At 63.5% G+C, this 24,992-nt stretch carries 26 protein-coding genes and 5 tRNA genes; 20 read left to right on the top strand and 11 right to left on the bottom strand.

Annotated elements, in window-relative coordinates; all coding sequences use genetic code 11:
* Positions 1-67: 67 nt before the first annotated feature.
* Positions 68-379: a DUF1289 domain-containing protein gene (locus G4923_RS16240; protein WP_106886868.1), complete on the bottom strand. Its 312-nt coding sequence runs from the start codon at positions 377-379 to the stop codon at positions 68-70.
* Position 380: 1 nt separating this feature from the next.
* Positions 381-1,256, bottom strand: coding sequence for a CvfB family protein (locus G4923_RS16245; protein ID WP_106886869.1), 876 nt, complete (start codon positions 1,254-1,256; stop codon positions 381-383).
* Between the two features lie 270 nt (positions 1,257-1,526).
* Between G4923_RS16245 and G4923_RS16250 the strand changes: the two genes are divergently transcribed.
* The 4 genes from G4923_RS16250 (at position 1,527) to G4923_RS16265 (ending at position 3,903) form a co-directional block, all read left to right on the top strand.
* Positions 1,527-2,759: a UPF0149 family protein gene (locus G4923_RS16250; protein ID WP_163137688.1), complete on the top strand. Its 1,233-nt coding sequence runs from the start codon at positions 1,527-1,529 to the stop codon at positions 2,757-2,759.
* A 150-nt stretch (positions 2,760-2,909) separates the two neighbouring features.
* Positions 2,910-3,380 carry a MarR family winged helix-turn-helix transcriptional regulator gene (locus G4923_RS16255; RefSeq protein ID WP_163137689.1) on the top strand — a complete coding sequence of 157 codons (471 nt, stop codon included), beginning with the start codon at positions 2,910-2,912 and terminating at the stop codon, positions 3,378-3,380.
* Positions 3,377-3,565: a DUF4250 domain-containing protein gene (locus G4923_RS16260; RefSeq protein WP_163137690.1), complete on the top strand. Its 189-nt coding sequence runs from the start codon at positions 3,377-3,379 to the stop codon at positions 3,563-3,565. The genes G4923_RS16255 and G4923_RS16260 overlap by 4 nt, the downstream gene beginning before the upstream one ends.
* Positions 3,566-3,726: 161 nt before the next feature.
* Positions 3,727-3,903, top strand: coding sequence for a hypothetical protein (locus G4923_RS16265; protein WP_163137691.1), 177 nt, complete (start codon positions 3,727-3,729; stop codon positions 3,901-3,903).
* A 92-nt stretch (positions 3,904-3,995) separates the two neighbouring features.
* Here G4923_RS16265 and G4923_RS16270 read toward each other — a convergent pair whose 3' ends face one another.
* Complete coding sequence (locus G4923_RS16270; protein WP_025326879.1) at positions 3,996-4,583, bottom strand: FMN-dependent NADH-azoreductase; 588 nt, start codon at positions 4,581-4,583, stop codon at positions 3,996-3,998.
* Between the two features lie 225 nt (positions 4,584-4,808).
* On the opposite strand from G4923_RS16270, the gene G4923_RS16275 reads away from it, so the two are divergent.
* The 4 genes from G4923_RS16275 to G4923_RS16290 all read left to right on the top strand — a co-directional run bounded on the left by G4923_RS16275 (position 4,809) and on the right by G4923_RS16290 (position 8,097).
* Positions 4,809-5,699, top strand: a complete 891-nt coding sequence (locus G4923_RS16275) for a DMT family transporter (RefSeq protein ID WP_139745468.1) — start codon at positions 4,809-4,811, stop codon at positions 5,697-5,699.
* Between the two features lie 73 nt (positions 5,700-5,772).
* Positions 5,773-6,951, top strand: a complete 1,179-nt coding sequence (gene purT, locus G4923_RS16280) for a formate-dependent phosphoribosylglycinamide formyltransferase (RefSeq protein ID WP_163137693.1) — start codon at positions 5,773-5,775, stop codon at positions 6,949-6,951.
* 128 nt (positions 6,952-7,079) lie between these two features.
* Complete coding sequence (gene hxpB, locus G4923_RS16285) at positions 7,080-7,739, top strand: hexitol phosphatase HxpB (RefSeq protein WP_111912684.1); 660 nt, start codon at positions 7,080-7,082, stop codon at positions 7,737-7,739.
* Between the two features lie 154 nt (positions 7,740-7,893).
* Positions 7,894-8,097: a CPXCG motif-containing cysteine-rich protein gene (locus G4923_RS16290; protein ID WP_005301298.1), complete on the top strand. Its 204-nt coding sequence runs from the start codon at positions 7,894-7,896 to the stop codon at positions 8,095-8,097.
* Between the two features lie 387 nt (positions 8,098-8,484).
* Here G4923_RS16290 and G4923_RS16295 read toward each other — a convergent pair whose 3' ends face one another.
* Positions 8,485-9,102 (bottom strand): riboflavin synthase subunit alpha, encoded by a 618-nt coding sequence (locus G4923_RS16295; RefSeq protein ID WP_163137694.1) that lies wholly within the window; start codon positions 9,100-9,102, stop codon positions 8,485-8,487.
* A 136-nt stretch (positions 9,103-9,238) separates the two neighbouring features.
* Here G4923_RS16295 and G4923_RS16300 point away from each other — a divergent pair, with 136 nt between their 5' ends.
* From G4923_RS16300 to G4923_RS16330, 7 genes are all read left to right on the top strand, one after another.
* Positions 9,239-9,445 (top strand): YaeP family protein, encoded by a 207-nt coding sequence (locus tag G4923_RS16300; protein ID WP_005324956.1) that lies wholly within the window; start codon positions 9,239-9,241, stop codon positions 9,443-9,445.
* A 151-nt stretch (positions 9,446-9,596) separates the two neighbouring features.
* Positions 9,597-10,976, top strand: a complete 1,380-nt coding sequence (locus tag G4923_RS16305) for an MATE family efflux transporter (RefSeq protein WP_106886877.1) — start codon at positions 9,597-9,599, stop codon at positions 10,974-10,976.
* Positions 10,977-11,216: 240 nt separating this feature from the next.
* Positions 11,217-11,293 (top strand) — tRNA-Val (locus tag G4923_RS16310).
* A 13-nt stretch (positions 11,294-11,306) separates the two neighbouring features.
* Positions 11,307-11,383, top strand: a tRNA-Val gene (locus G4923_RS16315).
* Positions 11,384-11,401: 18 nt separating this feature from the next.
* A tRNA-Val gene (locus G4923_RS16320) sits at positions 11,402-11,478 on the top strand.
* Between the two features lie 118 nt (positions 11,479-11,596).
* Positions 11,597-11,673 (top strand) — tRNA-Val (locus G4923_RS16325).
* A 35-nt stretch (positions 11,674-11,708) separates the two neighbouring features.
* A tRNA-Val gene (locus G4923_RS16330) sits at positions 11,709-11,785 on the top strand.
* Between the two features lie 105 nt (positions 11,786-11,890).
* Here the strand turns inward: G4923_RS16330 and G4923_RS16335 are convergent.
* Positions 11,891-14,320, bottom strand: a complete 2,430-nt coding sequence (locus G4923_RS16335) for a DNA polymerase II (RefSeq protein ID WP_163137695.1) — start codon at positions 14,318-14,320, stop codon at positions 11,891-11,893.
* 166 nt (positions 14,321-14,486) lie between these two features.
* Here G4923_RS16335 and G4923_RS16340 point away from each other — a divergent pair, with 166 nt between their 5' ends.
* From G4923_RS16340 to G4923_RS16355, 4 genes are all read left to right on the top strand, one after another.
* Positions 14,487-14,981 carry a YbaK/EbsC family protein gene (locus G4923_RS16340; protein WP_163137696.1) on the top strand — a complete coding sequence of 165 codons (495 nt, stop codon included), beginning with the start codon at positions 14,487-14,489 and terminating at the stop codon, positions 14,979-14,981.
* A gap of 327 nt (positions 14,982-15,308) precedes the next feature.
* A complete protein-coding gene (locus tag G4923_RS16345) occupies positions 15,309-16,013 on the top strand; it encodes a DUF3106 domain-containing protein (protein ID WP_163137697.1) in 705 nt (234 codons plus the stop codon).
* A gap of 73 nt (positions 16,014-16,086) precedes the next feature.
* Entirely contained in the window at positions 16,087-16,965 is an 879-nt protein-coding gene (locus G4923_RS16350) for a pirin family protein (RefSeq protein ID WP_163137698.1), read from the top strand.
* Positions 16,966-17,098: 133 nt separating this feature from the next.
* Positions 17,099-17,407 (top strand): hypothetical protein, encoded by a 309-nt coding sequence (locus G4923_RS16355; RefSeq protein ID WP_163137699.1) that lies wholly within the window; start codon positions 17,099-17,101, stop codon positions 17,405-17,407.
* A 164-nt stretch (positions 17,408-17,571) separates the two neighbouring features.
* Here G4923_RS16355 and G4923_RS16360 read toward each other — a convergent pair whose 3' ends face one another.
* The 4 genes from G4923_RS16360 to G4923_RS16375 form a co-directional block, all read right to left on the bottom strand.
* Complete coding sequence (locus tag G4923_RS16360; RefSeq protein WP_106886881.1) at positions 17,572-18,432, bottom strand: PA4780 family RIO1-like protein kinase; 861 nt, start codon at positions 18,430-18,432, stop codon at positions 17,572-17,574.
* A 172-nt stretch (positions 18,433-18,604) separates the two neighbouring features.
* Positions 18,605-19,600, bottom strand: a complete 996-nt coding sequence (locus G4923_RS16365; RefSeq protein WP_163137720.1) for an LpxL/LpxP family acyltransferase — start codon at positions 19,598-19,600, stop codon at positions 18,605-18,607.
* A 152-nt stretch (positions 19,601-19,752) separates the two neighbouring features.
* Complete coding sequence (gene lpxM / locus G4923_RS16370) at positions 19,753-20,742, bottom strand: lauroyl-Kdo(2)-lipid IV(A) myristoyltransferase (protein WP_139746321.1); 990 nt, start codon at positions 20,740-20,742, stop codon at positions 19,753-19,755.
* A gap of 225 nt (positions 20,743-20,967) precedes the next feature.
* On the bottom strand, positions 20,968-21,948 hold the full coding sequence (locus G4923_RS16375) for a TDT family transporter (RefSeq protein WP_163137700.1): 981 nt from the start codon (positions 21,946-21,948) through the stop codon (positions 20,968-20,970).
* 103 nt (positions 21,949-22,051) lie between these two features.
* On the opposite strand from G4923_RS16375, the gene G4923_RS16380 reads away from it, so the two are divergent.
* On the top strand, positions 22,052-22,942 hold the full coding sequence (locus G4923_RS16380) for a LysR substrate-binding domain-containing protein (protein ID WP_106886883.1): 891 nt from the start codon (positions 22,052-22,054) through the stop codon (positions 22,940-22,942).
* A 91-nt stretch (positions 22,943-23,033) separates the two neighbouring features.
* Here G4923_RS16380 and G4923_RS16385 read toward each other — a convergent pair whose 3' ends face one another.
* Together G4923_RS16385 and nfo are read right to left on the bottom strand one after the other, a co-directional pair.
* Positions 23,034-24,020: a Gfo/Idh/MocA family protein gene (locus G4923_RS16385; protein WP_163137701.1), complete on the bottom strand. Its 987-nt coding sequence runs from the start codon at positions 24,018-24,020 to the stop codon at positions 23,034-23,036.
* A gap of 88 nt (positions 24,021-24,108) precedes the next feature.
* Positions 24,109-24,954, bottom strand: coding sequence for a deoxyribonuclease IV (nfo, locus tag G4923_RS16390; protein WP_163137702.1), 846 nt, complete (start codon positions 24,952-24,954; stop codon positions 24,109-24,111).
* Positions 24,955-24,992 lie beyond the last annotated feature (38 nt).

Genomic DNA, 24,992 nt, shown 5'->3' on the forward strand with positions numbered 1-24,992 from the left:
CGTAATTGGGACATAGCCATAAGAAAAGGCGCCCCTGGCGCCTTTTTCGTCTCTGCGGTTTACCCCTTCAAGGACGCGCCGCTATGGCCTTGGCCAGACAGCGACGGCACCAGCAGGCGCTCGCCTCGCTCATGGGCAAGGGGGGCAGCTGGCTGCACCAGCAGCGCTCTATGGGTTCACCGGCGGAGACGGCGCAAAACGCCGGCTCGCCGCATCCCGGGCACTGATGAGTGCTGCGCCTGCCATCCAGCTCGGCCATACGGGCCAGCTGGGCCTCGCTGTCCATGGCGGACCACTGGCCTATCTCGGTCAGGGTACGGCCGCAACCGAGGCAGAGCCCATCCTTGGCCCGGCAGTCGCCGATGCAGGGACTCGGCACCTTATTCGCCGTCCTGGGCCGAGCTGGTCTCTGCTGCAACCAGCGTGATGCAGTTGTCTTCGATGACGATCTTGCCCTGCTTGTAGAGCCCGCCTATGGCCTTCTTGAAGGTGCCCTTGCTCATGTTGAACATCTTGTAGATGAGCTCGGGTTCGCTCTTGTCCCCCACCGCCAGACTGCCGCCCTGCTTCTGCAAGCGGGTGAGAATACGGCCGCCGGCATCATCCATCCGATCCTGCCCCGGTTTTTGCAGGGTCAGGTCCAGCTTGCCATCCTCACGGACCTGCTTGACCCAGGCGGTCAGCGGTCGGCCCGTCATCAAGCGGCCGAACACCTCGTTCTTGAACAGCATGCCGGAGTACTGGCCGTTGACCACTGCCTTGATGCCGAGGGGAGTGTGTTCCCCCGGCAGCGCAGTCACCTCGTCACCGGCCTTGAAGGGGGGATCGACGCGCAGGAAGCGCTCGAGGCGGCTGGTGCCCACCATGCGTCCCTCGTTGTCCAGCATCAGGTGCACCAGGTAGACATGGCCCACCTGCATCGGCTTGTTCTGCTCGCGGCTTGGCACGAACAGATCCTTTTTCATGCCCCAGTCGAGGAAGGCGCCGATCTTGTTGGCGTTGACCACCTTGAGGCCAACGATGTCACCCACCATGGCAAAGGGCTTGTCGGTGGTGATCACCGGCTCGCAATCTGCGTCCAGATAGAGAAAGACGGACACCTCGCCATCTTCGGCGACGCCTTCCGGCAGCTGACGCTTGGGCAACAGCAGCTCGCCATATTCCCCCGCGGCCAGCCAGGCGCCACGATCTTCGAGCTCGACTACGGTGAGGGTGTTCATCTTGCCAATCTGTAACATGGTGATCTCTTCTTTCAATATCTGGATGGGCCTGCAGTTCATGGCCCGTAATAATGCGCATCGCCCCTGTCGTCGGCTGAGGGAGGACAAGGGCTCAGGTTTTTCATGCAGGCGCGCATGTTACCCCAGAGCCGTGACAGGACCTAGTCCCTTGCCCGTCCCCCCACAGGATTTTCACCTCGGGGCGGCCCCGTACTGGCGATATTAGCAGCACTCGGTCGCCCCTTGGCTGCAAATAACCCCACTTTTAGGTAGACTTCGCGGCCGTCAAATCCAGAGGAAGCGTCGATGAACCCAGCCACTCGTACCCGTCATCTCAATCAATGGATCCAGAGCCACAGCCAGCAGGACATGAGTTACCCGGCCCTGCACGGCTTTCTCTGCGCCCGCCTGACGGGGCCGACCGCCCCTGACTGGCAAGATCCCCTGGCCGGGTTGCTGCCCCGTGACGCCGAGCTTGACGAGAAGAGTGCCGAGGCGCTGCATCACCTGATCGCCGAGCTGGAGGCCCAGGCCGACGACGCCCAGCTGGTCTTGCCGAGCCAGTGCCGGCTCTCTAACGAGACCCCAGAGCAGGTATTCGAGCAGAGCCACCCCCTCGGCCAGTGGAGTTACGGCTTCAGTCAGGGTGTAGCCCGCTGGCCCACGCCGACGGATCTGAACGATACCGCCACCCGGCACCGCTTCAGCCTGGTGGCCGAGCTCTGCCTGTTCCGTGACAGGCCCATGGCCCAGATGCTGCATCAGGCCGCGGCCAGCGAGCTGCCCTTCCTGGATTTTTGCAAGCGGCAGCGCCAGCAGATGAAGACGGCCCTCAACCTTCTGCTGACCCTGGATCAGGATGGGGCACGGCATGAAGAAGAACCGCTTCCCGACAACGAACAGACCCGCCAGTGGCAGCAGTGGTTCGAGCAGGCGGCGCAGTGCCGCGATCCCCTCGCCCGCCTCTCCTGGTTTGACCGCATCATCGCCGATGCCAGCCCCCTGTTCGACGAGGCCTTCTGGCAACAACACGCAGGCCGCGGCTGGAGCGCCCCCGAGGCCCGCCCACTGATCGCGGCCCAGGCGGGTCGGGCCGATTGCCTGCTGCGACTGGGGCAGCAGGAGCAGGCCCGCCAGGCATACCTGGCCCTGCTCGACCTTTGTCAGGCCGACGAACCGGGCTGTCGTCACCCTCTCTCCAGCCTCTATGCCTGGCAAGGGGATTGGGCCGCCCTGCAGGACCTGCTGGTGCGCTTCAATGAAGCCTCCTGCTGGCTGCGCTACAACAAGGCGCTGATGGTGTTTGCCACCGAAGGCGAGCAGGCGGCGCAGCCCCATCTGGCCGCCGCCCTTGGCGCCAACCCCCATGTGCCCGCCACCCTGCTGGGCCAGCGCAGGCTGCCCAAGCAGGAACCCCGCCACTGGCAGGGGGGAAGCCGCGACGAGGCTGCGCTCTATGCGCTCCAGAGCCGCGAGGCCTGGCTTGCTCATAATGCCTTGATCTGGCTGCGTAAAAGTGTAAACAGCAAGGCCAGTTGAGACCCTGGTTGCCGGATCCGTGACGCAACACGTGCGCAAACGCACATTTTTCTGGTGCCCGTTCAGACAAATGCCCTTGTGTTACGTATCATCAAGGTCAAAGTATCAAGAGAAACTGCACCCGATGCAGCCGCCACAGCAGGATGTCATATGTCGAAGATCATAGAGCTGCTCGCGCACTATCCCCCCTATCAGCTGGTCCATGCCGCTGAAATGGTGCGCGATACCTTTGAACAATTTTACCAGCAGCGGTACCAGCTGACGGTGCCCCAATGGCGCCTGATGATGGTGCTTGGCCCCCACTACCCCATCAGCCAGAAAGAGCTGGTGGAGGCGAGCGGAATGGACAAGGTGCGGATCTCCCGCGAGATCCACCGTCTGGTGGAGAAGGGCATTCTGTTCACCGAAAGCAGCGCCCAGGACAAGCGCATCAGTCTGGTCTCCTTCACCCCGGCGGGGCTCACCCTGTTCCAGCAGCTCAAGACCGAAGCGGGCAGCTGGCAGCACACCCTCACCGACTATCTGCCCGCCGAGGCGCGCCAGAGCATACGGCAGCATCTGCAAAGCGTGAGCGACGCCATAGAACAACTCCACCTGCTGGACAGCGAGCAACAATCATGACACTGACCCGCTTTGCCACCATGGACATCAACATGCTGCTGAGCCTGGTCAACATGCAGCTTCGTGATCATTACGCCGATCTGGACGATCTCTGCCGGGCGCAGGATCTCGACAAGGAGGCCCTGACTGCGCGGCTGGCCAGCGGCGATTTCCACTACCAGCCTGATCAAAAGCAGTTCAGATAGGGATCCGGATCACAAGCTGTCTCGTGGCGCTGGCCGTGGCGGCAAAAACTGCTAAGGTGAGAGGCAACCCCGCTGGACCCTGGGCCTGAGGTATGGATACATCAGGCTGTCACAGACGGCGGTTAGCCTTAATTTGCTCACCATCAGCCAAGGACGACACCATGATCCTGACCCGACAGACCAGCCTGATCATCATCAGCGCCCTCTTCACGATCGGCCTCTTCTCCCCTCATCTGCCCCAGAGTACAGAGCAGTGGCTCAGCAGCCTGCTGCTGGGATCCCTGGTGGCGGTCTGCCTGCTGGTCGGCAGCGGCTGCCGTCGCTTCATCTGGGATTGAAGATTGGCGTCTCTGCCATCTGAAAACAACAACGCAGCCTGATGGCTGCGTTGTTGTTTCTGGACCTGGGTGAGCAGGCAAGCGTCACGGCATCAGTATGCCAGGGTTTCCAGCTGCTCCTTGGCCTGCTCTATGCCCTTGGCCTGTGCCTCGGGACCCATGCCCATGCCCTCGGCGTAGATGAAGTCCACCTCGTTGATGCCGATGAAGCCCAGCACGGTGCGCATGTAAGGGGTCACCAGATCGGTAGGGTTACCCAGGTGCAGGCCGCCGCGGGGGCTGACCACCAGGGCGCGGGTGTTCTCCACCAGGCCGACCGGACCGGTCTCGGTGTAGCGGAAGGTCACGCCGGCACGGGCCACCAGATCGATCCAGTTCTTCAGCTGGGTCGGGATGTTGAAGTTATACATGGGGGCCGCAATGATCACCAGATCGCTCGCCTTGAGCTCGGCCACCAGCTCGTCGGACTGAGCCAGCACGGCCAGCTGACGCTCGTTCAGGTTTTCACCGCCGCGCAGCCCCATGGCCAGCTCGCCGTCGAGCACCGGCAGGTTCAGGGTTGCCAGATCACGCACGGTGACGCTGTCACCCTGGCGTTCGGCCAGGTAGCCGTCGATCAGGGCGTTGGATTGGGAATACTGGCCCAGGATACTGGACTTGAGAACGAGGATATTGGCCATGGTGAAACTCCATTTGGTTGTCGGTTGAACAGCTGTGCTGTCGATGGAGGTCACTATAAAGATTGAGGTTCAAGGCGGATAGCGAAAATAGATGCTCAAGTTATTCAAATATTTTGATGCTTGTGCACTTAGTCGCCAGCGAGGTACTCAGCAAGCACCCCGGCCTTGGCAGAACAAACGATTGCCGTTATGATCCGCCGCACTTTTTTCAGTGACCCGGATCCCATGGCACCCTCCCGCAGGCACTCCCCCTTTGCCGGCGCCGTCTGGATGATGGTGGCAGGCCTCTGCTTTGCCGCCGTCAACAGCCTGAGCCAGTATGTCAGCTTCAAGCTCGGCCTCCCCTCGACCCAGGTCGCCTTTCACCAGTATCTGGTCGCCCTGATCTGCCTGCTGCCCTGGCTCGTTCGCCACGGCCTGCGCCAATCCCTGATGACCAACCAGCTGCGGCTGCACCTGCTGCGGGTCGCCCTGGCGGTCATCGGCATCCAGTTCTGGCTCTGGGCGCTGGCGGTGCCCGTGCCCATCTGGCAGGGCATAGCGCTCTTGATGACCTCCCCCCTGTTTGCCACCTTAGGGTCGGCCTTGCTGCTCAAGGAGCAGGTGAGCCGGGCGCGCATCCTGGCTACCCTGGCGGGCTTTGTCGGGGCCATGCTGATCCTGGCTCCCTGGACCGATGACTTCAGCTGGGCCTCCCTGCTGCCAGTGGCGGCCGCCCTGTTCTGGGCCGGCTACTCCCTGCTGGTGCGCTATCAGGCGGCGAGCGAATCGTCCCACACCATAGTGGTCTACCTGCTCATCTTCAGCACCCCCTTCAACGCCATGCTGGCCCTGCCCGAATGGCAGTGGCCGAGCGAAACCCAGTGGCTGCTGGTGGCGGTCTCAGGGGTGCTGTCGGCGTTGGCCCAGATGTCCATCGCCCGCGCCTACAGCGTGGCCGAGGCCTCCTTCGTGCAACCCTTTGACTTTGCCAAGCTGCCCATGAACGTACTGGCGGGTTGGCTGGTATTTGGCTGGGCGCCCCCCGGCCGATTGTGGCTCGGCGCTGCCATCATCATAGGCGCCATCACACTGCTGACCCATCTGGAGCAGCGCGCCCACAAATCCGTTTCCTGAGGTACGCCATGCGTGCCTCTTTTTTTACTCACTCGGGTCAGCAACCCTGACCATGGACATCAGGAGAGATCAGATGTTTGGAACTGCCACCCGCCCCGGCGCCACCCGTGCCCTGCTGCTCGGCTCAGGCGAACTCGGCAAGGAAGTCGCCATCGAGCTGCAACGCCTTGGCATAGAAGTGATCGCCGCCGACCGCTACGCCCACGCCCCCGCCATGCAGGTCGCCCACGCCGCCCAGGTGCTGGACATGCTCGATGGCGCCGCCCTGCGCGCCTTGGTGGCCGAGGTCAAGCCCGACCTCATCATCCCCGAGATTGAAGCCATCGCCACCGATACCCTGGCAGAGCTTGAGCAGGAAGGAGTCAGGGTCGTGCCCAACGCCCGCGCCACCCAGCTCACCATGAACCGGGAGGGGATCCGCCGGCTCGCCGCCGAAGAGCTCGGCCTCCCCACCTCCTCCTACCGCTTCGCCCAGAGCAAGGAGGAGTTCATTGCCGCTGTCGAGGCCATAGGCCTGCCCTGTGTGGTGAAACCCGTGATGAGCTCGTCCGGCAAGGGCCAGAGCCTGCTGCGGGATCTCGCCAAGCTGGACGAGAGCTGGACCTATGCCCAGGAGGGGGGCCGCGCCGGCCGTGGCAAGGTGATAGTCGAAGGCTTCGTCCCCTTCGAGTACGAGATAACCTTGCTCACTGTGCGCGCCGTGGACGGCATCCACTTCTGCGATCCCATAGGCCATCGTCAGGAAGACGGTGACTACCGCGAATCCTGGCAGCCCCAGGCGATGAGCGAGCTGGCGCTGGCCCGCGCCAAGGAGGTCGCCGCCAAGGTGGTCGAGGCCCTGGGTGGCCATGGCCTGTTCGGGGTGGAGCTCTTCATCAAGGGTGACGAGGTGTGGTTCAGCGAGGTCTCTCCCCGCCCTCACGACACCGGCATGGTGACCCTGATCTCTCAGGATCTCTCCGAGTTCGCCCTGCACGTGCGCGCCATCCTGGGGCTGCCGGTCGGCACCATCACCCAGTTCGGGCCGAGTGCCTCCGCCGTGGTGCTGCGCGATGGCCACAGCCAGAATATCCGCTATCAGGGGGTTGCCGAGGCGCTGGCCCTGGTGCCGGGCGCCCAGCTGCGTCTCTTTGGCAAGCCCGAGATCGCCGGTCGCCGTCGTCTCGGTGTGGCGCTGGCCCGTGGGCAAGGGTGCGAAGAGGCGGTGGAAAAGGCCAAGGCGGTCGCCGCCCGGGTCGAGGTGCTCTTCTAGAGCGCATTCTTTGTCACGTAAAAACAAACGTTTATCTGCGTGATCCGGCGCAAGGGGCGGGCTTCTGCCCCTTTTCCATTGAGGCGTCGGGCTTATAATCCCCCCTTCACCTATGTCAGGAGTACAAGATGTTAACTGCCGTGATCTTCGATATGGATGGTGTTCTGATCGACTCGGAACCCTTTTGGCAACGGGCCCAGATGGCCGTCTTCTCCGAGCTGGGCCACTTCCACACCGAGGAAGACTGCAACTCCACCATAGGGGTGCGCATCGATCAGCTGGTGGCCCACTGGTATCGCCTGCGTCCCTGGAGCGGCCCGACCCAGGAAGAGGTGGTGCAACGCATCCTGGATCAGGTGATAGCACTCATCCTGCAGGAAGGTCAGGCCAAGGAGGGCGTGTTGGAGGCCCTCTCCCTCATCGAGGCCCGTGGTCTCAAGATTGGCCTGGCCACCTCTTCCCCCTTCACCATGGTGGAGGCTGTGCTCGGCAAGCTCGGCATCCAGGATCGCTTCATGGCGGTCCACTCCGCCGAGGTGGAGCGCTTTGGCAAGCCCCACCCGGACGTCTATATCCACGCCGCCGAGAAGCTGGGCGTCGAACCTGTGCACTGTCTGGCCATCGAGGACAGCTTCACCGGCCTGCTGGCGGCCAAGGCGGCGTCCATGCAGGCGCTGATAGTGCCGGACCCGGCGCTGGTGGGCGACCCCCGTCTGGCCATCGCCGATCACCAGCTGCGTTCGCTGGCCGAACTGGATGCAGACATGCTGGCCCGCTGGGTGGGGTGAATCCGCACGGAACCAGGGGTGCGCCGGATCAGACCTTAGGGGCTAGGCGCATCCCCTGATCCCTGTCATAAACGTGCGCCCGCTCGCGGTTGCGCCGCCTCTTGCCGACTAGAATCAGGGGAAAGAGGCGGCCAGTCGGCCCCAGGAGGTCACCATGATCGAGTACACCAGCAAGCGCATCGTCTGCCCCCACTGCGGCCACCACACCCGGGTCGAGCTGGATGCCAGCCAGGGGGATCAGGAGTTCTACGAGGACTGCATGGCCTGTTGCAATCCGATCCACCTGCGGTTGCACCGGGACGAAGCCCGCGACTGTTTGCAGCTGTTTGTGGATGCGGACGACGAGCAGATGTTCTGATTGCCTTTCGCTGACCAGGCAAGCGAGGGGGACTGGGGCGACGCCATGCCGCCCATCCCCTGCTTGCTTCTCCCCAGATGCCTGAGTCCCTCCCCTTCGCGGCACATTCCCTCATAAAGAAAAGCCCCTCGGAGAACCTCAAATCATCCTGAAGTTCGCCAAGGGGCCTTGTCTCTTATGTGATGGTTGTCGGCTCATGGATGTGCCAGACACAAGAAGTGTAGGCACGGTTTCATCCTTAGGCCAGCCTCTGAAGCTCAGGCTCCGTAAGCCAGGGTTGGCTGCCACACAAGGGATGGCGTTCTGCCCGAAGCCTCACCTCATATTCACGAGACAGAACAGGGCCCCCTGCTGCGGACCCTGCTTGAGATGGCGGACTTGGGCGGATCAGGCTGGCTGGCGCGCCGCCAGCACCCGCTCCACGGTGTCGACTATGGCTTGGGTCTGGGGATCGATCTCTATGTTGGTCTGCCAGCCCGCCTTGACCCAACCCAGGTTGGTGCGGGCCAGGGTCTCGGGGATCAGGTTGACGCAGAACTCATGGCCGCGCACCTCGCCCACGGTCAGGCTGATGCCGTCGATGCCGATGTAGCCCTTGGTCAGCACGTATTTCATGAGCGCGGGGGCAAGGCGGTACCACAGCTGGCGATTGTTGGGGGTGTCGATGACGGCACTGACCTCGGCCGTGCCCATGATGTGGCCGGACATGGCATGGCCGCCAATCTCGTCCCCAAAGCGGGCGGCCCGCTCCACATTGACCTTGTCCCCGACAGCCAGCGAGCCGAGGTTGGTCAGGCGCAGGGTCTCCTGCATCAGATCGAAGCTGACCAGTTCCCCCTCGATGCGGGTGACCGTCAGGCAGCAGCCGTTGTGGGCCACGGAGGCGCCGAGTGCCAGCCCCTCGCCCCAGGCCGGGCTCGGCATGCGGATCACATGGGTGCGAAAGTTGGGCAGCTCTTCGATGGCCACCAGTTCGGCGGTCCCCTGTACTATGCCGGTGAACATGTCTCGTCTCCACGCTGTAACAAAATTGTCGGCAGGTTACCCCCGGCCACAGTGCAAGACAAGCATGCCGGCTGACAAGGCAGGCCCCGATCGTTATAGTGACCCCATTCAATCCAGGCTTAACGAGGAAACAAAAATGCAGGTATATCAATGCTGTGAAGCCATTCGCATCGCCTACAACCAGATAGGCTCAGGTGAGCAGGGCTATGTGCCCCAGGCCATCGCCGCCAGCATACGGGCGCTCAACGCCGTGGCGAGCGACGATAGGGTGCCCGCAGATCTGCGCGAGCAGGCCGCCTACGCCGCCGCCAACCTGCTGATCAGCGATCACGAGGACGCCTGATCCCGGGTAGAAATGCGCCGCCAACCTTCCCCGTTGGCGGATTTTCAGGCTAGAATGACACCCCCGCGTTTTGTCTCCTCCCGGCAGGAGATAAAAGCCCCTCTCATTTACCCGTTCTTTTCTCTTTTATCTGATCCACTCGGAGGTGTCAGTGCAACGTTATTGGACCGAGGCGAAGCAGCTCGTTCGTCTAGCCAGCCCCATACTGGTGGCCCAGGTGGCCCAGATCGCCATGAACTTCGTCGATACCGTGATGGCGGGACAGGTCAGCGCCGTGGATCTCGCTGCCGTGTCGGTCGCCTCCAGCTTCTGGCTACCCATCATCTTGCTGGTGCAGGGCATCATCATGGCGCTCACCCCCATCGTTTCCCAGCTCAACGGGGCCCGCAAGCGGGACGAGATCCGCCCGGCCGTGCACCAGGGCTTCTGGCTGGCGCTGATGGTGACCCCCATCGCCATGGTGGCGCTCTACTTCAGCCCGCTGGCGCTGCAGTTCATGGACGTGGATCCGGTGATGGCGGACAAGACCGCCGGTTACCTGCACGCCATCCTCTGGGGTCTGCCCGCCTTCGTGCTGTTCCAGGTGCTGCGCAACTTCAGCGAGGGGCTCTCCCACACCATGCCCACCATGGTGATTGGCTTCGTGGGACTGGCGGTCAACATCCCCGCCAACTACATCTTCATTCACGGCCACTTCGGCATGCCCAAGCTCGGCGGGGTCGGCTGCGGCGTGGCCACCGCCATAGTGCTCTGGGCCATGCTGCTGGCGATGATTGCCTACGTGAAGCTCTCCCCCCACTTCAAGAAGATCAATCTGTTCGCCCAGCTCGCGCGCCCCAACGGCAGCCGGATCTGGCGCCTGTTTCGCTTAGGCTTCCCCATCGCCATGGCCATCTTCTGCGAGGTGACCCTGTTCACCGTGGTGGCCCTGATGCTGGCCCCCTTCGGCGCCGAGACGGTGGCGAGCCACCAGATAGCCCTGAACTTCTCCAGCCTGGTGTTTATGCTGCCGCTCTCCATCGGCGTCGGCGTGACCATCAGAGTCGGCCACAGCATAGGGGAAGGCCAGCCGGAGCACGCCCGCGTCGCCGCCCGTACCGGCCTGATGCTGGGCATGGCGGTGGCCGCCGGTACCGCCGCCCTGACGGTGTTGCTGCGCGAACATATCGCGGGGATCTACACCGATGACATCCAGGTGATCACCCTCGCGGCTACCTTGTTGTTCTTCGCCGCCATCTATCAGGTCTCGGACTCGGTGCAGGTGGTGGCGGCCGCGGCCCTGCGTGGCTACAAGGACACCAAGGCCATCTTCTACGTCACCATAGTCGCCTACTGGGGACTGGGGCTGCCCACCGGCATGATCCTGGGGCTGACCGACTGGGTGGTGCCGCGCATGGGGCCCCAGGGCTTCTGGGTAGGCTTCATCGTCGGCCTCACCGGCGCGGCCCTGATGCTGGGTGCAAGGCTGAGATTCATCTATGGTCGCTTCGCGAGTCCCGAGGCCTGCACTACCCTTTCCCGGGCCCAATAAAGGGCGCCACAGCGCCGCTCAATCGAGCGGCTCGCCTGCAAAATCAACAGGCTGCGCAAGAACTGGGCAAACAGTCTCCTTTGTGCATGTCCCTTGTTGACAGCCTTGGGGGGCATGGGTAGTATGCCGACCACGTCAGCAGTGCTGGCGTAGTTGAAGTGGGTTTAACGCTCGGTTGGTCAGAGCATGAACTTGGCATGGTGAAGATTGTGTCTTTGGTTCGAATTCATTTCATCGAGTGGGTTTATAGCTCAGTTGGTTAGAGCACTACCTTGACATGGTAGGGGTCGTTGGTTCGAATCCAATTAAACCCACCACTTTTTCTGTGATGCGTCCTTAGCTCAGCTGGTTAGAGCACCACCTTGACATGGTGGGGGTCGGTGGTTCGAATCCACTAGGACGCACCATTACAGAACACTGATTATGCGTCCTTAGCTCAGCTGGTTAGAGCATCACCTTGACATGGTGGGGGTCGGTGGTTCGAATCCACTAGGACGCACCATTCAGTTTGAAAGAAATACAGATATTCCAGATGTGGGTTTATAGCTCAGTTGGTTAGAACAGTACTTTGACATGGCGTAGGCGATGTCGTTGGTTTTAATACAATTGAACACAGATGTGGGTTTATAGCTCAGTTGGTTAGAGCACTACCTTGACATGGTAGGGGTCGTTGGTTCGAATCCAATTAAACCCACCACTTCTGGCAAATGAAAAAGCCGCATTGCGCACCCTGCGTCCTTAGCTCAGCTGGTTAGAGCATCACCTTGACATGGTGGGGGTCGGTGGTTCGAATCCACTAGGACGCACCAAATTAGAAAAGCCCGCTCATCGAGCGGGCTTTTTGCATTGCGCCTTCTCCCTGCCCTTCCGACCCTCCTGATCCGGGTCAGCCCCCGGCTGTGGGGACTAGCTCGCTAGAAGAGATCCAGCTGCTGGCCGCAGATCCGGTCGAACGACTCGCCGATAAAGGGCAGTATGGCGTCGGCAATGGGCCTCAACTGCTTGTCGATGTAGTGCTCGTAGTCGATGGCGCTGCGCCTGTACTCCAGCGGCTCGGGGCCATTGAGGGTCATCAGATAGGCGATGGTGCCCCTGTGCTGATAACGCTGGGGCTGGCCGCGGCGCAGGTTCTCCTCGTCCGCCAGCCGCGCCGCCCGCACATGGGGGGGCACATTCTTCTGATACTCCTCGAGTTTTTGGCGCAGCCGCTTGCGATAGATGAGCAGATCGTCGTGCAGGCCGGCACGGGTCTCGTCCACCATGGTGCGCACATAGCCGCTGGGATCTTCGTCGTGAAACACCAGCTCGTAGAGCCGGGTCTGAAACTGCTTGGCCAGCATGGTCCAGTCGGTGCGCACAGATTCGAGCCCCTTGAACACCAGCTGCTCAGATCCGGCCTGCCCCTCGCCGCCAACCAGCCCGGCATAGCGCTTCTTGCTCCCCTTCTCCAGCCCGCGGATGGTGGGCATCAGGAAGCGGCGGTAGTGGGTCTCGTATTCGATCTCGAGATAACAGGGCAGATCGAACTCGCGCCTGATCAGTGCCGTCCAGTTGTCGTTGATCATGGCGGCCAGCTCGCGGCCTGTCTGCTCGGCCTGCTGCGGACTGGTCTCCCTGTTCAGGTGAACGAAGGTGGAGTCGGTGTCGCCATAGATCACCTCGAACCCCTTAGCCTCTATCCACTCCCGGGTCTGCTGCATGATGCTGTGACCGCGCAGGGTGATCGATGAGGCAAGTCGCGGATCGTAGAAGCGGCAGCCCCCCGAGCCCAGCACGCCGTAGAAGGAGTTCATGATGATCTTGATGGCCTGGGAGAGCGCCTTGTTGCTGGCCGCCTTGGCCCTGTCCCGCGCCGCCCAGAGGGTGGCGATGAGATCCGGCAGGAAGTGCCGCTCGCGGGAGAACAGGGCGCCGCGAAAGCCGGGAATGGCCTGTTCCGGGTGTTGCAGCCCCTCCACCAATCCCATGGGATCGATGCAGAAGGTGCGGATGATGCTGGGGTAGAGGCTCTTGAAATCGAGCACCAGCACATGGCGATAGAGACCGGGTTTGGAGTCCATCACATAGCCGCCGGGGCTCGCCAGCCCACCGTCTGCGGGCAGATTGGGGGCCACGTAGCCGCCGCGATGGAGCCGCGGCAGATAGAGGTTGGTAAAGGCGGCTACCGAGCCCCCCACCCTGTCGAGCTCCAGCCCGGTGAGGGAAGCCCGCTCTATGGCGAAGGGGATGAGGTGGCAGTAGTCGAAGATCTCCCACACCAGCTTGCAGTCTTCCAGGTTGTAGCGAGCCAGCGCCTCCTTGTCGGAGTGGAACAACTCGGTGATCTTCTCCCCCCGGTTCGCCACATCCTCGATGTCCTTGCCACGACCGAGCAGTTCGCTTGCCACCGCGTCCAGACTGTAGCTGGCAAACTGCCAGGTGGCGCTTTTGAGGGTGTCGATGCCGTCGAGCACCATGCGCCCCGGGATGATGACGTTGCCGGTCTGGGGGTCATTGCGAGACGAGCGCCAGAAGCAGAGCTCGCGCCCCCGCCCGAGCCGCAGTCGCCGCTTGCCCAGCTCGGCGCGGCGCAGCAGCAGACGAAAGTCGAAGTTCACCACGTTCCAGCCGATCACCAGATCGGGATCGTGCCGCTGGAACCAGCTCTCCAGCGCGCCGAGCAGGGCACTTTCATCCGCCACCCACTCGACCTGGGTGCCCCAGCTGTCGGCATCCGCCTCCGGGGTACCTATCATGATGACCCGCGCATCCTGCTCGCTGTAAAGACCGACCGAGAAGAGGGCCCCGTCCATGGCGCACTCCACGTCCAGCGACACCCAGGAGAGGGTCGGCGTCACCGCCTGGGGGGCGCAGCGTGCCTCGTTCACCTCCCAGTAGCCCTGCCTGCCCCCCTTCTTCACCGCCCGGCCATCGAAGCGCACGCCAGCGGTGATGAAGCGCTCCATCAGGAAGCGCTCCGGCAGCCGGATATCCGCCTCGAAATGCTCCAGCCCGCGAATGAGCAGCAGCTCGATGGCGCGGTGAAAGGCGCTCAGGGTGGCAAAATAGCAGCCCACCACAGGGCGGCCGTCGAAGGTGTGCATGGGCAGGCGGCGAAACCGCCCCCTCACCCCGGCGCCCTTGAACAGCTCGGCGGCCTCGGCCATATGGCTCTGTGGCAGGAAGAACACCGGCTCCTGCCCCGGCACCACCACCCGCACCGGCCCCTGGGCGCTCCAGAGCCACATCACGATTTCGGTGGTGGCGGCGTGCCCGTCGCGGCCGCGCACGTCCCGACCGTGGCGGGTCAGGATAAAGCCGTCGAGCGGCGGGTCGGCGGGAACGGGGGGCTGGGTCGCGGTCATGGGCAATAGGGGTCGGTCTTGGGATGGGACTATTGTACGTTCATACAGTGCCTGCTCGCAATCGTCACCCTAGGCTGCGGGGCCTGAGTCAAACTGGTAAGCTCGATCCCGTCGTCATCCTCATCAACCCTTTTATTACGGCGCTTCGCCGACGAAAGGAGTCACTGTGGCAATCTATTCCCTGCTGGATCGGCTCGCCATCCCCTACCAGCGTATCGATCATCCCCCCGTTTTCACCTGCGAGGAGGCGAGCAGGCTGCTGCCCGACCTGCCCGCTGCCAAGACCAAGAACCTCTTTTTGCGCGATCCGAAAAGCGAGCGGCTGTTTCTGGTGGTAAGTCCGGAGGAGAGCCGGGTCGATCTCAAGGCGCTGGCGGCACGGCTCGGGGTCAAGCGGCTGAGCTTTGGCTCCCCCGAACGGCTCGAGGCAGTGCTCGGCCTCACCCCGGGTTCGGTCACCCTGCTCGCCATGGTGCGCGATAGCGAGCATGCCGTGGAGCTGGTGGTGGACGAGCGTATCTGGCAGGCCGAGCAGGTGCAGTGCCACCCGCTGGTCAATACCGCCACCCTGCTCATCCGCCTCGACGATGTGCGCCGTCTGCTGACCCATCTGGGCCGAGAGGCCTGCGTCATGGTATTGCCGATAGTGGCAGCAGATTAAATGGCCGACACCACCATCAAGATGCAGCATCAACCAGAACCGACCCGTTTCGAATGCCACCTGGCGCCGTTATATGGTCGACTGTGCCGAGGCGGGATAGTCGCACTATCAGGTGGCACGATTTGACCCAAATGGCTGGCTACTAGCCTGCGGGGCTATGCAGCAGGGTGTAATCTAGGGCCCACCACTCCCTCTCCTGCCCTCGATGCCGGGGAGATCCTCGCTACCCGGCGCCTGATGGGGGCTGGGTCTGCCATCCGCGGCCGGATTGGTGCATAGTCAGGTTATCATCCGTCCATTGCGTCCTTTCGTGGCACCGGGAGCATCATGCGCATCGCCCTCCTCATTCCCCTGCTGGCCCTGGCCCTTGCCGGCTGCAGCAACACCTCCTCGTCAGGCGCCAGCGTGGGGCTTGGCGCTGGTGACTATTACGGCGGTCACTATGGCGCCTCTTACTGGTGGTATGACGACTATTACGGCTATTGGGATGACTACTACCCCTGGTGCTGCGACAACCAGGGGGATTTTGACGAGCTGATCAAGAAGTGGTGGAGCGGGCTCGATCCTGAGCGCCAGCAGGAGATCAAGGAGAAGTATCAGGATTGGCAGGAGAACAATGGCCAGCCCGATGTGGCCGCCCTGCGAGGGGAGCTGGCGGGCCGCTGGAATGCCATGACGCCGGAGCAGCAACAGGCCCTGCGTGACAACCGGCAGAACAAACCCAGCGTCAGCAACCCGGACAGGGGCCCGCGCTCACCGCTGGATGACAAGGGGGGCACTCTCCCCAGGGCCGAGAACGGCCTGCTGACCCCAGGGGCACGGCCCAAGGTCGACGGCGGCCTCTTGATACCCTCCACCCTGCCCAAGACAAATAACGGCCTCTTGCTCCCCGGGACCCAGCCCAGGGTGGATACCAGACCGCACCTTCCCCGCGCCATGGCCCCCCCAGTGCGCGCCCCCACCGTCAGACCGGCGATAAGGCCAGGCTTCACCCCCATGCGCAGCTTCGGGGGCGGGGGCCGCCGCCGCTAGCCCCCCCTCTCGGCGAGCGCGAGGGATACACTATCCTGATGCAGCAGGATCACCGCCCAGCAAGGAGCACGACATGACTCAACAGTGGCAACGCATTTCCTCCCGCCTCACCGACGTGGGCGGCATCCCGGTGGCCCGCGCCCTCCCGGTCAAGGAGCGGCGCACCATAGGCCCCTGGTGCTTTCTCGATCACATAGGGCCGACCCGCTTCGCCCCCGACGCCCCCGGGCTGGACGTGGGGCCCCATCCCCACATCGCCCTGCAGACCTTCACCTGGATGCTGGCGGGGGAGATTTTGCACCGTGACAGTCTCGGCAGCGAGCAGGTGATCCGCCCGGGCCAGGTCAATCTGATGACCGCCGGGCGCGGCATAGCCCACACCGAGGAGTCCCTGGCGGGCCACCCCGACCTGCACGCCGCCCAGCTCTGGATAGCGCTGCCTGAGCGTGATCAGGAGACCCAACCCCGCTTCGATCACTACCCCCTGCTGCCCAGCTGGCAGGAGAGCGAGACCAACCTGACCCTGCTCATCGGCGACCATGCCGGGCGCCAAGCCCCCACCCTCAGCTTCTCCCCCATCCTCGGGCTGGACTTGCACTCGCCCCATGGCGGGCACATAGTGCTGCCGCTGGATCCGGCCTTCGAGCACGGCCTCTTCCCCTTGCAGGGAGAGGCGACCATAGCAGGGGAGGCGCTCGCCCCCGAGCAGCTCCTCTATCTGCCGCCGGGCACCCGGGAGCTGGCGGTGACACTCGGCCCGGGCACTCGCCTGCTGCTCATCGGCGGCGAGCCCCTGGCCGAGCCGCTGCAGATCTGGTGGAACTTCGTGAGCTTCAGCCCGGAGGCCATTCGCACCGCAGCCTCGGATTGGGAGAGCGGCCATCCCCGCTTCGGCGAGGTCAAGGGTTACCCCGGCCCCCGCCTCAAGGCCCCGCCCCTGGCCGGGCTCTGATCCCGGCGAGGCAGGCATGTCGTAATGGCATATATCTACAAAAAGCTGCCCGCAGACCCGCTTACCCGCATTGGCACAGGCCGTTTACACAAAGCAGGTGGCGGGCTCTCTCGGTGAGTACCAAGGATTGTTTATGGATTTATCTCCCTTCTATCACGCCAGCGCAGCGGTCTCGATACAGGCTCTGATCGGATATCGTTTGGGGCATTGGGGATATGGCGGCCTCATTGGGTGCATATGGTTTGTCGCACGAGAGCAGACACAGGCGGAATACAGGTGGATAGCGCTGTTCGGCCAGGGGCGGAGGGCCAACATGCCCTGGTGGGGCGGATTCGATCCCAGAGTCTGGGAACTGGGGAGTGTTCTGGATTTTCTGGTGCCGATCGCCTTGTGTACGCTGGTGTTTGTGGTTGCGCGCCGCGCCAATCGGCTGGCTTGCTGACCCGACTTGTTCAGTGGGCTAAGGCTCCCGGCTGGGTCCGCCGTTTAAACGAAGAGGGGCACATTGCCCCTCATCATTATTGCAATACCCTTCCACAACCAGCCTGCTAAAATCCGGCACCCCAACACAGGGGATGTAGGCAGAGGGAACACCTCAAGTTCGCATCAGAACTCCTCTTCCTGCTCGGCCTTCATGCGGGCCCGACGCTCCATCGCCTCCTCTTCCGCGCTCTCGATCTCGTGCAGCACGGCATCGATGTCGATGGCCTCGGTGCTCTCCTCGAACAGGCCGGTCAGCTCGGATTCCGGGGTGAGCTTGCCGTCTTCGAACAGCGCCCACATCTCCCTGGCATAACGGGTCTTGAGCAGCTCGGGCGCATAGATGCCGTAGTAGTTGCGCATGTTGTTGACGTCCCGCTCCAGCATGGCCCTGGCCTGGTTGTTGGCGGCGGCATCCACCACCTGGGGCAGATCTATGATGACGGGGCCCTCTGCATCCACCAGCACGTTGAACTCGGAGAGATCCCCGTGGATGAGGCCGGCGCAGAGCATGCGCACCACGTAGCGGATCACCTTGCCGTGATCGATGAGCGCCTGCTCGGCCGAGAGCGCCACGTCGTTGAGGCGGGGCGCCACGTTGCCCTCGGCATCTGTGATGAGCTCCATCAGCAGGACGCCATCCAGGCAGACATAGGGGGTGGGCACCCGCACGCCGGCGGCGGCCAGCTTGAACAGGGCATCCACCTCTGTGTTCTGCCACACCTCTTCGTGCTGCTTGCGACCGTACTTGGAGCCCTTCTCCATGGCGCGGGCACTGCGGCTGTTGCGCACCTTGCGCCCTTCCTGATAGACCACGGCCTGCTTGAAGCTGCGCTTGGAGGCCTCTTTATAGACTTTGGCGCAGCGGATCTCGTCGCCGCAGCGCACCACATAGACGTCGGCTTCTTTGCCGCTCATCAGCCGGCTGATGACATCGTCGACCAGGCCGTCATCAACCAGAGGTTGGATTCGATTTGGAATTTTCATGACCGCCCTTTTACCTTATTTGCACCTTGTTTGCACCTTGTTTGCGTGGCGGTAGGCCAGACAGGGCCCCGCTTTGGTCCCCCACCGGCCCCTTGCCGGGGGTGGCCTGGTTTGCCCTGCCCCAACCGCCTTTCCCTGGCTGTCAACACGACCCGCAGGGGAGCCCTGTGGTTCAAGGCTCGGGGGGCAACCCCTGGCGGATGCGCCGGATCCCCTCCTCATAGAGGCCATCCTCCCCTTCGTTATCCGCCTGGGTCTCGAAAATCTTGAGAAACCACATGTACTGCTCGGGGAAGCGGCCAAGCTGCTGCTCCACCATGCGGTTCATGGCGTTGACGTCTGCCTCCAGATCCTGGGTGGGATAAGGATCGAACGGCGGCTCCACCTCGAGCCGGTAGCAGCCCTGATCCTCGTCATAGCAGGCCAGGATGGGCACGGCCCGGGCGCCGGTCAGCTTGACCAGCTTGGGCAGGGCCGGCAGGGTCGCCTTGGGGTGGCCGAAGAAGGGCACGAAGATGCTCGCCTCCCGACCGTGATCCTGATCCGGCAGATAGAAGAAGCTGTCGCCGCTGCGCAGGGCCTTGATGGCGGGCTTGATGCCGACGCTGCGCTCATAGACACGCCCGCCCTTGCTGCGCTCGCGGTTGATATACCAGTCGAACACCTGATCCTTGGGGCTCTTCATCATGGTGCACAGGGGCACCCCCTCATCGGTCAGGTAGCGGCCTATCATGTCCACCGCCCAGGTGTGGGGCACCACGAAGATCATGGGGCGCCCGGCGGCCAGCTCGGCCTCTATATGCTCCCAGCCACGCACCTTGATGCGCCCTTTCAGGAAGGCGGGGCTGCGCCAGGTGAGCTCGCCAAAACCCATGAAGGTCTTGAGGCCGACCCGGATGGACTTGAGCAGCAGCCGCTCGCGCCCGGCCGCGTCAAGCTCGGGGAAACAGATCTTGAGGTTGGTCTCGGCGATGTAGGCCTGCTTCCTGGAGAAGCGCAGCAGCAGGGGGGCCAGGGCATCGGCCAGCTTGTCTCTGTAGCTGGCCGGGATCCAGGCCAGCAGGGAGAGCAGGGCAAGCGCCAGCCAGCTGCCCCACAGACGGGGGTGCAGCAGACGCAGATGAAAGGAGGTGTCAAACACCGGATCTTGTGCGGACATGGTCGCCATCGAATCATCAAAACAGACCGTCATTTTAGTGATCCTGACAATTTTTTCTACCCGGTATCCCCCAAGCGGGGTTTCCAAGTCACTGATCAGACTAGTTAGAAATAAAAAGTGGCCCACATGGGGCCACTTATAAAGACGCATTAAGTTGCGGTTCAGGAATGAGGGCTGAGTCCCTTGCGGATGCGCCTTATCCCCTCTTCGTAGAGGCCGTCTTCCCCCTCCTGATCCTCGCGGGTATCGAAGATCTTGAGGAACCACATGTACTGACCCGGGTGACGGGTCAGCTGCCGCTCCACGCTGTCGTTCATGCGGCAGGTGTCGGCCACCAGATCATCGCTCGGGTAGTCGGCGAAGGGGGCCTCTATCTCCAGCCGGTAGCAGTGCGCCGCCTCGTCATAGCAGGCCAAGACAGGCACGGCGCGGGCACCGGTCAGCTTGACCAGCCGTGGCAGGGCCGGCAGGGTCGCCTTGGGATGCTTGAAGAAGGGCACGAACAGGCTGGCCTCGCGGCCATGATCCTGATCCGGCAGGTAGAAGAAGCTAAGGCCGGATTTCACCGCCTTGATCACCGGCTTGATGCCGGCGCTGCGCTCATAGACGCGGCAGCCATTCTTGGCGCGCTCGCGGTTGATGTGCCAGTCGAACACAGGGTTGCGGGCGCTCTTCATCATGGTGCACATGGGCAGGCCCCGCTGGGAGAAGTAGTAGCCCGCCGCATCGATGGGCCAGCTGTGGGGCACCACCAGGATCACCGGGCGACCGGCGGCTTGCTCGGCCTCGATGTGTTCCCATCCGCTCACCTGGATGCGCTTCATCAGGTACTCGGGGCTGCGCACCGTGAACTCGCCAAACCCCAGTAGGCTCTTGAGGCCGACCCGGATCGAGGTCATCAGTATGGCGTCCCGCTCTGCCTCGCTCTGCTCCTTGAAGCAGATGGCGAGGTTGGTTCTGGCGATATAGACCTGCTTTTTCGAGATCTTGAGCACCAGGGGCGCCAGGGCGTCGGCCAGCTTGTCGCGCCAACGGGGCGGCACATAGGCGAGCACGCCGAGCACGCCGAGGGCAAGCCAGCTCACCCAGTAACGCGGGTGCAGCAAACGGGTCTGGAATGCGGAGTCAAACACGGGATCTTGGGAGGACATGGGTACTATCAAACAGTAGAAGTGGGCAATTACGGCAATCCTGACAGGTAATACCAGTGAAAACCACCTTAATATCGCCTGAATGAGCGACAATTTGAGCCTTTTCACGGATTGACAGCGCCCCCTGATCCCCAGGCCGTGGGCGCTGCTCACGCTTTGTACCAGCCCCGGATGCAACAGACCCCGCCAGGCGGGGTCTGCTCTTGGTAGAGACGGGTTGCGACCTTAGCGGCGCAGGGGCTGCTCCAGCATGCCGACCTGACCGAGGGGCAGAAAGAACATCAGGTAGCGCAGCGCCACATAACCGACGATCAGGGTCGCCGCACCGAGCTCCAGATAGGCCAGCTGGTTGATCTGCGCCGCATAGTGGGCCGCCTCTGGCCACTGCGACAACAGGTGACCCACCTTGAACAGGGCGGTGGCGCCGATCACCAGGGGGAAGGTGAAGGCGGCATAGCCCGGCGAGAACGGCAGACGCAGCAGCTTGATGAAGGCCAGGTAGATGATGCCAGTCATCAGCACGGCTATCCCCAGCAGCACGGCCACCAGCAGCAGCGACGGATCCTGGCTCACGGTGAGGTAGCCGGCGAGCGACAGGCTGGCAGGGGCCGCCAGGATGGCGATGGTGGGCTTGGCGGCATCCGGCACCTCGTGGCTGAAGATGAGGCGATAGAGCATCAGCGGCAGCATCAGGCCGTAGCAGGCCATGCCGAACCAGAGCAGGCCATTGGCCAGGGCGGCGAAGGGGCCACCCGGGTAGGCGACGTCGGCCACTATGATCCCCACCGGCGGCACGAACCAGCTCGGCACCATGTGGTGAATTTCAAACGCCTTGGCCCTGTGCCAGACGAAGGTGGCGAGGAACACCAGGTGAATGATCACCGCAAACAGCCAGAGCCCCTGGCCCAGGGTCGGGGCCAGTAGCCCCACCGCCTTGGAGACCACCATGGTCCCCATGGCATAGGTGGGCACCACGCTGCCCACCACGGGGTGGGCGAGATCCTGCCACAGCAGACGCGGGTGCAGCAGGAACTTGAAGGTGAGGACGAGGAGCAGCACGGCGGCGATGGCGGCCCCCAGCAGTTGCAGGCGGCCATCGAACTGACCGGCATTTTCCCAACACCAGCCGAGGCTGGCGATCCCCAGTGCCAGCCCGGCCATGGGGGTCGGGGCGGCGGCAAGGGAGCGACGGGTGCGTGCGATCATGACTGGTACCCTCTTGTTGATGACGATGTGCATAGGATAAAGAGGGTCTATCGTTTACGATATCTAAATGAATTGAACTAAGCGTTTAGGAAAATCAAACGACATGAAGCTGACCCTGCAACAACTCAAGGTGTTCGCCACCATAGCCCGCCACGGCAACCTGGGGGGCGCGGCCAGCGAGCTCTGCCTCAGCAAGGGGGCCGTCTCCCAGTCGTTGCAGGAGCTGGAGCGCCAGCTCGCCACCCCGCTGTTCGATCGGGTGCATCCCAGGCTTCAGCTCAACAACGAGGGGCGCCTGCTGCAACCGGCCGCCGAGGAGCTGCTGACCCGGATGCAGGAGATAGAGCAGCTGTTTGGCCCGGACGCCGAGCCGAGCGGCCAGCTGCGGCTGGGGGCCAGCCAGACCATAGGCAACTACCTGCTGCCCAGCCTGCTGGCGGGGGGCGCCCAGGAGCTGGGATCCGCCCCCAGGGTGACCATCGCCAACACCCACCTGTTGTGCCACTCCCTCGCCCACTTCGAGCTGGATCTGGCCCTCATCGAGGGGGAAAACCATCACCCGGATCTGGTGAGCGAGCCCTGGCTCGAAGACGAGATGCTGATCATAGCCCCGCCCCAGCACCCCCTGGCCGGGCAGCTGGAGCTGCCCCTTCGCCTGCTCGCAGGCGAGACCTGGGTACTGCGCGAGCCCCAGTCAGGGAGCCGCGAGCAGTTCGAGCAGCAGATCCAGCCCAGGCTGCCGCGCTGGCAGGCGGGGCTCGAGCTCAACACCCTGGAGGCGGTGATGCTGGCGGTGGAGAAGGGGCTCGGCATCTCCTTTATCTCCCGCCTCGCTGTCTCCGATCGCCTGCACAGCGGCCGCCTGGTGGCGCTCACCCCGAGCCAGACCTTCCCCCGCCAGCTCTCCCTCGTCTGGCACAAGCAGAAGTTCCACTCCGCGGCCCTGCGCCGCTTCCTCGCCTTCTGCCGCGCCCAGACCCTGCCCGCCCCCTGAGCCGCAGTCAAAAAACAGAGGGCGCCGTGGCGCCCTCTGTTGTTCAAGAAAGGTGTTGGGAGGATCTCTTGCGAGATAGCGTGCGGCGCCATCAGCCCCCCCGGTGCAGCCCCGCCTCGACCCAGCCCAGCACCCGCCGCGTCAGGGCGTGGGGCACCCAGGGGGAGTCCAGCAGCCGGTGGCGCAGGCAATCGGCGAAGTGATCCGCCTCGTGCTGCATGCCGCCCCCCTGTACCGGCAGGTAGATGTCCGCCGGCCAGGCGGCAGGCGGCGTATCCCCCTGCCAGCGAATGTGCTGGGGATTCCACCACTTGCCCTCGATGACCAGGGTCCACGCCTCCCCCGAGAGCCAGGCATCCCGATCGAGATCCTCGACGATGGAGGCGCCAAGCTCCGCCGAGAAGGGGCCGCCGAAGCTGAAGCGGGCCGCGAGATCCACCTCCCCGGGCGCCCTGTCCAGCGCCACCTCGGGGGCCTGGGTCGCGAGCCCCAGCCGCTCGCAGAAGGCGGCATAGAGCCAGAGCGGATAGACCCCCACATCCCAGGCGGCGCCGCCGTCGAGGGCAGGATCGAACAGCTTGCCGACCGGAGCCGGGGCCGAGCCGAACGCCGCCCGCAGGCTGCGAGGCGCGGGCAGCAGGGGCAGCCGCTGCAACAGGGCGCGCATGGCGGGGAAGCACATCACCTTCATGGCTTCGAGCAGCAGCAGGCCGCGCTCATGGGCAAGCGCCACCAGGGCGTCCCAATCCGCCACCCGGGTCACCGCCGGTTTCTCCACCAGCACGTGCTTGCCCGCCAGCAGCATCTGCCTGATCAGGGCGGCATGCTCCGGGTGGATCACCGCCACATAGACGGCCTCCACCTCGGGGCTCTGTGCCAGGGCCTGATAGCTGCCATAGGCCAGCCCCAACCCCAGCTCACGGGCGAACTCGTCGGCCCGCCCCTGATCCCGGGCGGCGATCGCCACCACGCGCCCGCCCCTGGCGTACAGATTGACGTCGCGGCAAAAACGTCGGGCGATGGCTCCCGCCCCGGCTATCCCCCAGCGCAGCAGTGGCGCTGTTCCCTGTGATTGCATCTCGTCTCCTCGTATGGGTAATGCCCTTCCCCCCCCTTTATGGCGAGGGAAGGCGCGGCACCGGTCTCTGCTCAGGCTGCTCTGCGGCTCAGGTCCTGGCCAGGCTGCGCAGCCAACTTATCTCGTCGCCCCAGATCGTCTCGTCTATGGTCTCGAGGATCAGCGGAATGCCGTCGAAACGGTGATCGTTCATGATGTGGTGGAACACGGCTTCCCCCAGGTTCCCCTCCCGCAGGCTGTGGTGACGATCGACCCGACTACCGAAGGTACACTTGGCACCGTTGATATGCATCCCCTTGAGGTACTCAAAGCCTACGATGCGGTCAAAGTCGGCAAACACCGCCGCGCACCCCTCGGGGGTGCGCAGCTCGTAACCGGCGGCGAAGGCGTGGCAGGTGTCGAAGCAGACCCCGACCCGGCTCTTGTCCTCCACCCCCTCGATCAGGGTGGCCAGGTGCTCGAACGACCAGCCGAGGTTGGTGCCCTGGCCGGCGGTGTTCTCTATTACCGCCGTGACCCCTTGGCTGCGCTCCAGCGCCCAGTTGATGGACTCGCTCACCAGTTTGAGGCTCGCCGCCTCGGGGATCTGCTTGAGGTGGCTGCCGGGGTGAAAGTTGAGGTAGCAGAGCCCGAGCTGCTCGCAGCGCCTGATCTCGTCCAGGAAGGCATCCCGGGACTTGGCGAGGGCGTCGGGATCCGGGTGACCCAGGTTGATGAGGTAGCTGTCGTGGGGCAGGATCTGCTCGGGGCGAAAGCCCCCCTTGTCGCAGGCCGCCTTGAAGGCGCGGATGCTGGCCTCGGAGAGTGGCGCCGCCTGCCACTGGCGCTGGTTCTTGGTGAACAGGGCGAAGGCGTTGGCCCCGATAGCCTGGGCGCGGGCTATGGTGTTCTCCACCCCGCCGGCCGCACTGACGTGGGCTCCGATAAATTTCATCTTGTCTCCTCTGCGCGCTTGCTGGGTGCGCTCGCCTC

This window comes from Aeromonas rivipollensis (assembly GCF_010974825.1).
In the GTDB taxonomy this organism is placed as follows: domain Bacteria; phylum Pseudomonadota; class Gammaproteobacteria; order Enterobacterales; family Aeromonadaceae; genus Aeromonas; species Aeromonas rivipollensis.